This window comes from Pontibacter sp. HJ8 (assembly GCF_054824225.1).
On sequence record NZ_JSYF01000472.1, the window covers coordinates 1 to 7,309 of the forward strand.

A 7,309-nucleotide genomic window follows, 5' to 3' on the forward strand; every position below is an offset into this window, starting at 1 on the left:
GAAAGAGTCTCCTTTTTTTATGTTTATACCTGATTCAGGAGGTATGGTATTTCATGATGATCAGCAAGGAGAGGGTATAGCGTCAGGCAGATCTGCCCGAGGATCAGGCTGCATGAAAGTATTCATACAGGATAGAGGCTTTGCGCTGTCCTACTTCAGCCGTGAGTTCATCCAGGCTCAGCTCCTTGAGTTTCTTAACGGACCGGTACTTTTTGAGCAAAGCATCGGCCGTGGAGGGGCCAATGCCTTTTACCTCCGTCAACTCGGTTTTCAAGGTACCAGCATCGCGTTTGGAACGGTGGAACGTGATCGCAAAGCGGTGCGCTTCATTCCGCATGCGCTGGATCAGTTTCAGAGACTCCGACTTTTTGTCGATGTAGAGCGGTAATTTGTCACCCGGGTAAAATATCTCTTCCAGGCGCTTGGCTATACCTACGATGGCAACTTTCCCCCACAGATCCAGGTCCTTGAGCGCCTGCACGGCAAAACTCAACTGCCCTTTGCCCCCGTCAATGATGATGAGCTGCGGCAGCGGCTGGTTTTCTTCCACAAGGCGACGATAGCGGCGTGAGACAACCTCATACATCGACTCAAAGTCATTGGGGCCAACCACTGTTTTGATGTGGAAGTGCCGGTAATCTTTCTTGCTGGGCCTGCCATTCTTGAAGCACACCATAGACGCCACCGGATTGTCACCCTGGAAGTTGGAGTTATCAAAACACTCCATATGGCGGGGCAATTCTGTCAGGCGCAGGTCTTTCTTGAGCGTCTCCAACACGCGCAGTTCGCGCTGCTCTCCCAGGTTCTTGTTTTGTTCCTGGCGTCCCTCCCGCTCTTTCCGCAGGTATAGCGCATTCTTAAGCGACAGGTTCAGCAATTTGCGCTTATCCCCTATCTGCGGTTGCGTCACGGTAATGTTATCCAGCGGCAGCGTCAGTTCAATGTTGGTGATGATCTCCCGTGAGGTGCTTTCAAACTCATGGCGCAGCTGCACGATCACCGTGGCCAGTAATTCCTCGTCTGATTCGTCCAGCTTTTTGTGCAGCTCCAGCGACTGTGTTTGTATGATAGAGCCGTTCATTACCTTCAGGTAATTGACAAACGCGCACTTTTCATTCGAAGTAATCGTGAAGACATCAATGTTGGTCAGGGTGTTGCTGACAACCGTAGACTTGGTTTGGAAATCGTCCAGTATGTCCAGTTTCTGCTTGTACTGGTGGGCCAGTTCGAACTGATACTCCTCCGCCGCTGTGGCCATACGCTCCTTAAAATAGTTCTTGGCGATGGTGAGGTTCCCGGAAAGTATACTTCTGATTTGAGTGATATATTGGTTATATGTCGTTTCGTCCACCAGGGCTTCGCAAGGGCCTTTGCAATTGCCGATGTGGTATTCCAGGCATACCTTAAACTTACCTGCCGCAATGTTCTCCGGGGAGAGGTTATAAGTACAGGTGCGCAAAGGGTATAGCGTCCGGATCAGGTCGAGGATAACGTGCATGGCGGTGCCGCTGGGGTAAGGACCGAAGTAGCGGGAGCCGTCGTTGATTTTATTACGGGTGCTGATCACGCGCGGGAAGCGCTCATTGACGATGCAAATGTAAGGGTACGTCTTGCCATCCTTGAGCAGGATGTTATACTTGGGCTGGTACTGCTTGATGAGGTTGTTTTCCAGCAGAAAGGCATCCGCCTCCGTGTCTACGATTGTAAACTCGATGTCCTGAATCTGGGAAATAAGCTTGAGCGTTTTCTTGTTATGCTGGGCAGAGCGATTGAAATAGGAGCTGACGCGCTTCCTGATATCAATCGCTTTGCCTACATAGATGATCCCGTTGTCATCAAAAAACTTATAAATGCCAGGCTTGTGTGGCAGATGAGAAATTACCTCTTTCAGCTTATCGTTTACAGCCATTGTTCCTACAATTAGAAAGCATCCAGGTCGATCTCAGCAGGTAATTGGTAGAACTGATCCTGCTGGGCAGAGTCAACAGATACACCGCTGTTATACTTGGAGCAATCTAATTCTACCGATAATGGGGTAGAAGGTTTAGGGAAAGCGTCTTTTGAAACATCTAAAGTCTTGTCGGCATATACCTTTTGCATGAAGCTGCCATAGATCGGCATAGCCAGCTTATTGCCCTGTCCAAGCGCAATGGTACGGAAGTGGATAGAACGATCGTCTCCGCCCACCCAGGCCCCAGCTACCAGGTCCGGCGTAATGCCCATGAACCAGGCGTCCGAATAGTTTTGCGTCGTACCTGTTTTACCACCGATCTCGTTTTTCAGACCGTTGCGGTGACGAAGACCATAGTAGGCTGTACCACCTGGCTCCGCAGCCGCTTTGAGCATATGCACCATCATGTAGGCGGTTTCTTCGCTCAGCGCTTCTACTGTCTTCGGAACAAAATCAGCGAGCACATTGCCATGCTTGTCTTCGATGCGGGTAATGAAGTTTGGTTCGGTCCAGGTGCCGTTGTTGACGAAGGTTCCGTAGGCGCCAACCATATCGTATAAGGTCACATCGTTCACGCCCAATGCCAGCGAAGGATTGGCCTCCAGAGGGGTAGAGATACCCATTCGTTTGGCCGTTTTCACGAGTGTCTCGGCACCCAGCTTGTTCACCAGGAAGGCAGAGATAGAGTTCACCGACTCGGCCAGGGCTTTGCGTAACGTGAACTTCTCCCCCGAAAACTTATTGTCCGCATTGTTCGGGCACCACATGGTACCATCTTCCAGCGGGATGCATACCTGCGTATCAATCACTTCATAGCACGGATAGTAGCCGTTCTCGATCGCAGCGGTATACAGGAACGGCTTGAAAACAGAACCAGGCTGGCGCGCGCCCTGCTTCACGTGGTCGTACTTAAAGTGCTTGTAGTCGATACCGCCTACCCAGGCTTTGATATTGCCCGTCTGGGGTTCCATGGCCATAAAGCCCGTCTGCAGGAAGTGCTTGTAATACCGGAGCGAGTCCATCGGGCTCATCATCTCTTCTTTTTCACCATCCCAGGTAAAGATCGTCATCGGGATCTTCTTGTTCAGGTAATAATTGATCGAGTCCTGGTTGCCGTCGAAGCGGGCATCCAGCCTGCGGTAGCGGGCGGTTCGTTTGATGGCCGTTTCTGCATAGTTCTTGATTTCCTTGCCCTGACGGTCAATCCAGGGATTGCGGCCCTTCCAGTGCGAGAAGAATTCTTTCTGGCGATCCTTCATGTGCTCCTTCACCGCCTGTTCGGCATAGCGCTGCATGCGTGAGTCGATGGTTGTGTGGATCTTCAAGCCGTCGGCATACAGGTCGTAGCCGTTTTCGCGGCACCACTTCAGCAGAAACTTGCTGGCCTCGGTACGGAAGTACGGGGCAAGGCCAACGTTCTGATTTTCAACCCGGTAATCCAGCTTGATGTCCTCCTCTTTGAGTTTGGCATACTCTTCTGCCGGCAGGAAGCCATATTTGACCATCTGGGACAACACCACATTGCGGCGGCGCTTGGAGTTCTCGGGCTTGAACTTAGGGCTATAGAAATTCGGGTTCTTAAACAAACCAACCAGTACGGCAGATTCCTCTACTTTCAGGTCATGTGGATTTTTGTTGAAGAAGGTTTTGGCGGCGGATTGTATACCAAAGGCATTGCTGCCAAACTCAAAAATGTTGAGGTACATGACCATGATCTCGCGCTTGGTGTAAGACTGCTCCAGCTTAACCGCCATGATCCATTCTTTGGTCTTGTGAATCAGGGTCCGGAAGCCGGGCTTATCGTTGAGGAGGCCGTTATTAAGCTCTTCGCCACGCGTCTTGAACAGGTTCTTGGCAAGCTGCTGGGTAATGGTACTGCCGCCACCCTTGGAACTGCCTATCAGAATAGAGCCTACCACACGCATCATGGCCTCCGGGTCTATACCGGAGTGTTCCTCAAAACGAATGTCCTCCGTGGCGATGAGGGCGTGCACAAAGTTCTCAGGCAGGTCCTCGTAATCGATCGGGGTGCGGTTTTCGCGAAAGTATTTACCCAGCAGCTGGTTGTCAGCCGAGTAGAGTTCCGAGGAGAGCGCACTTCTGGGGTTTTCCAGTGTACGCATATTCGGGAGCTCCCCGAACAGGTTCAGGAAGTTGATACTAACAGCGTATATATACAGAATAAGCACAACAAGGCCACTCAGGAACAGCAGCCAAAGAGCCGAAATTACTTTCGGGTATACCTTTTTTTGTTTTGGACGAGTCGTCGTAGTCATCTTAATCAATGGTTCTGAAGTAATTCAGATAAGCTTCTAAATCTTTCTTCTGCATGAATTTCCGGAAATTGGCAGAAGATATTACAAAGGTAGTGAATTCTGCGCCTCTGATTTTGCCAATTGGTGATTGTGGCGCTTTTTGTTTGATGTTAAAAGTTTGCGCCACTTTCAGATCAGGAAAGGCGCGGGTTACCAGCAGGAGCTTGCCGGTTTCGTAAGGCCTCGTCTCTACTTTCAGCTGCTGATTTTTGTAATAGGTCGTGTTGTACTTCTCATACCGGAGGGCCACATCTTTGAAAGCCGTATGCTCTTCGGGGTATATCAGCACAAAATAATAAGCTGTGTCCGGCTCTTGGGTATAGGCCAGCGGGTCTTTGGCTATTTTAGGTGCCGCAGCAGTCACCCCTGTATCAGCAGGTGCGGTGCCTGCTGTCGTGTCAGTAGCTGCCGGCTGGGTGGCTGCGGTAGTAGTGGTGTCGGGTAGGACGATCGGATTCTGCAGGATGGCTTTTGCAGGCTCGGGCTGCCTGGTTGAGGCCGCAGGCTTGGGTCTCGTCCTGGCAGAGGCAAGCGCGACACTGGCACTGACCTTTTGCTCCGGCGTCATCTCTTCCTTTTTAATACTGGCAGTGCCTACAGGTATAGTCTGAGGAGCCTCCTGGCGCAGGAGCTGCTTGTTCTCCAGGTCGCTGTAGCTGGTAAGCAATTGCTCGGCACGCGGCATCAGCGGACTGGTCGGGTATTTGGCTTTGAACTGGAGCAGCTGTTCGCGCAGCAGCTGCGGCTTCTCGGAGCGGGCCGTGATCAGGACGCGCAGGAAAGCGGATTTGTCCGGTATATCATGCAGCGGATACTGGCTGTTGAGCGTTGCCAGCAGTTCAGTAGCGTGTGTATAGTTGCCTTGTTCGTAGCTCGTAAAAGCAGAGTCGTAGAGACTGTGCGCCTTTCTGTTATCCAACGCATTTTTGCTCATGAAATTCGGATCATCCACCAGCATGGCATAGGTGGTGCCCGGGAACTGCTGCTTTATCTTATTATAATATACGTCTTTGAGCGCATTCCCTGACCTGCTGTAGATCAGGTATAGGCCGTAGGATGTTTCGGCGGCATGCTCCGAATGCGGGAATCGCTGCAGGAGTTGCTCGTAGGTGGCAGCTGCACTGACAGGGTCATGTAGCTTCTGGCTGTAAATGTTGCCCAGCCGGAACAGGGCATCCTCCACCATCTTTTCGGACTGTTGTATGGCCAGCGTGGTAGCAGGAATGTTCTGCAGATAGGTGTCTACCTGAGCCTGCAGGCGGGCCGCTGCGGTTTCGGCTGTCTCAGCTGCTTCTGCAGCGGGCTGTTCCAGTGCCACTACTTTTTCCTGGTCGCCGGTTTCACCCCTGCTGCGCAGGCGCCAGTTATCCTGTAGCGGCCTGTCACCCCAGCGGCGCACAAACTCGGAACGTGCCGTGGCCATGGCAGCCGGGTTATCAAAATAAAAGACACCTGTATTGTCATTGCCGATGCTGGCCGACGTGTTGTTGCGGTTGCCCAGGGTACTACTGGTATTGTTCTGCTTTTCCGGATTCCGGCGGCTTGTTTTCTGTTGTTCCTGCAGCCGGGCCTGCTCCTGCTGGCGGAGCTCTTCTTCGCGCTGCACAAGGTTTTGGACAAAAGCCAGGCGGTCTGCTTCGCTCATCTGGGCCAGGCGCTGCAGGCTGTCCTGTGTTTGGATGGTCGCATACTGCTTGGCAAAATCCGTGAGAATATCTTTGCGCTCTACGACAGCCTCGTATTCAGGTGCCTGCTGCGGGTATACCTGCACGGCACTGTCATAGTAGGCCTGGGCCAGGTCGTACTTGTTCAGGTTTTCAAAGTAGATCTGCCCGGCCTTCAGGTAGGTATAGGCTTTCTGGTTCGGAAGGGTACCGGGTGTTTTCAGCGATTCGTTCAGGTGCACCAGCGCTTTGTCGTAGTTCTGCTGTCGTTGTTCAAAAACCGCCATTTCGTACAGGATCTTGTCCCTGTATTCCACGTTCTTGTCATCCTTCAGCATTTTCTCATAATAACCCGCGATCCGGTCCAGGTCCTGTTCATCTGACAACTCAGACACTTGCCCCAGGTATAGCCTGCTGAAGAAACCCAAATCGTAAGGCGGGTTGTTGCGCAGAATGCGGGTGTACTGCCGGTAAGCTTCTTGGTTTTCCTTCTGATCCTGGTAAAAGCGGGCCAGGGTATAGCGTACCCGGGATTGATTGTCTTTTTTGTCAAAGTTGGGAAGCGAAAGGGCCAGGTTCTCGATCACAGCGGCTGTGTCGTTCTGCAGCAGGTAGTACTCGGCGCGGGCCAGGTATAGCTCCCGCGCATTGTCTTTGTTCAGGCGCTCTTTCTTCAGGAACTCGGATACCTGCTGGGCATTGTCGGTCTCCCCCATTTTCAGGAAGGTGCGCATGAGCCACACCAGCGCCTCATGTTTCACATGGCGGTCCTGGCCGGTCGAGTTGACGAACTTAAAGGTTTTGGCTGCGTCCGGGAAGTTGAGTTCATAGAAGCGCACTTTGCCGATCAGCAGGTAGCTGTCGTCGATCCATTTGCTGTTCTTGTGCCACTGTATGGGGAAAGAAGCTTTTTTGACCACATCCTCGAGGTCGGCTGCATGCGCCTGAAAGGTAGCCGAGTCGATGGGCGGGAAGATAGGCAACACCCGGTTGTAGTCATATACGGTCTGGTCTTGTATACTTTTTTCAATAGCTTCGAGCTTCTCTTTCGCCAGAAAGTAGCCGTTGTAGCGGGCCGTAGTATTATGGTAGGCTTTGCTCAGCGGGTTGTTGCGCTCAGCAGAACAGCCCGCCAGCAACAGGCCGGCAAGCACCAGAAGTATGTGAAACGATCGTTTGCTCAAAGTATCAAATAGTGTGCAGCATGAGTGTTGGCGACAGGTTGCAATCCGCATTAATCTATATAACGCAGCAGGTATACGCTTCAGTATTCCGAAACAGGCGTCCTAAAAGTTGGTTGCAACGTATGTACCTCCTACAAAAATACAATAATAAGTGAATTAATATAAGAGACTGCACGTAAAGCCCGTCACATGCCC

General features: G+C 51.8%; 3 protein-coding genes. All 3 read right to left on the reverse strand.

What is annotated here, in order from left to right; all coding sequences use genetic code 11:
* Positions 1-103 precede the first annotated feature (103 nt).
* The 3 genes from uvrC to porW are packed head-to-tail and all read right to left on the reverse strand — an operon-like array spanning position 104 to position 7,114.
* On the reverse strand, positions 104-1,909 hold the full coding sequence (uvrC, locus tag OB13_RS18000) for an excinuclease ABC subunit UvrC (protein ID WP_461491571.1): 1,806 nt from the start codon (positions 1,907-1,909) through the stop codon (positions 104-106).
* A gap of 11 nt (positions 1,910-1,920) precedes the next feature.
* Positions 1,921-4,227 carry a penicillin-binding protein 1A gene (locus OB13_RS18005; RefSeq protein ID WP_461491572.1) on the reverse strand — a complete coding sequence of 769 codons (2,307 nt, stop codon included), beginning with the start codon at positions 4,225-4,227 and terminating at the stop codon, positions 1,921-1,923.
* 1 nt (position 4,228) lies between these two features.
* The gene (gene porW / locus OB13_RS18010) at positions 4,229-7,114 is read right to left on the reverse strand and encodes a type IX secretion system periplasmic lipoprotein PorW/SprE (RefSeq protein ID WP_461491573.1); all 2,886 of its coding nucleotides are present in this window, start codon (positions 7,112-7,114) and stop codon (positions 4,229-4,231) included.
* Between the last annotated feature and the right edge of the window lie 195 nt (positions 7,115-7,309).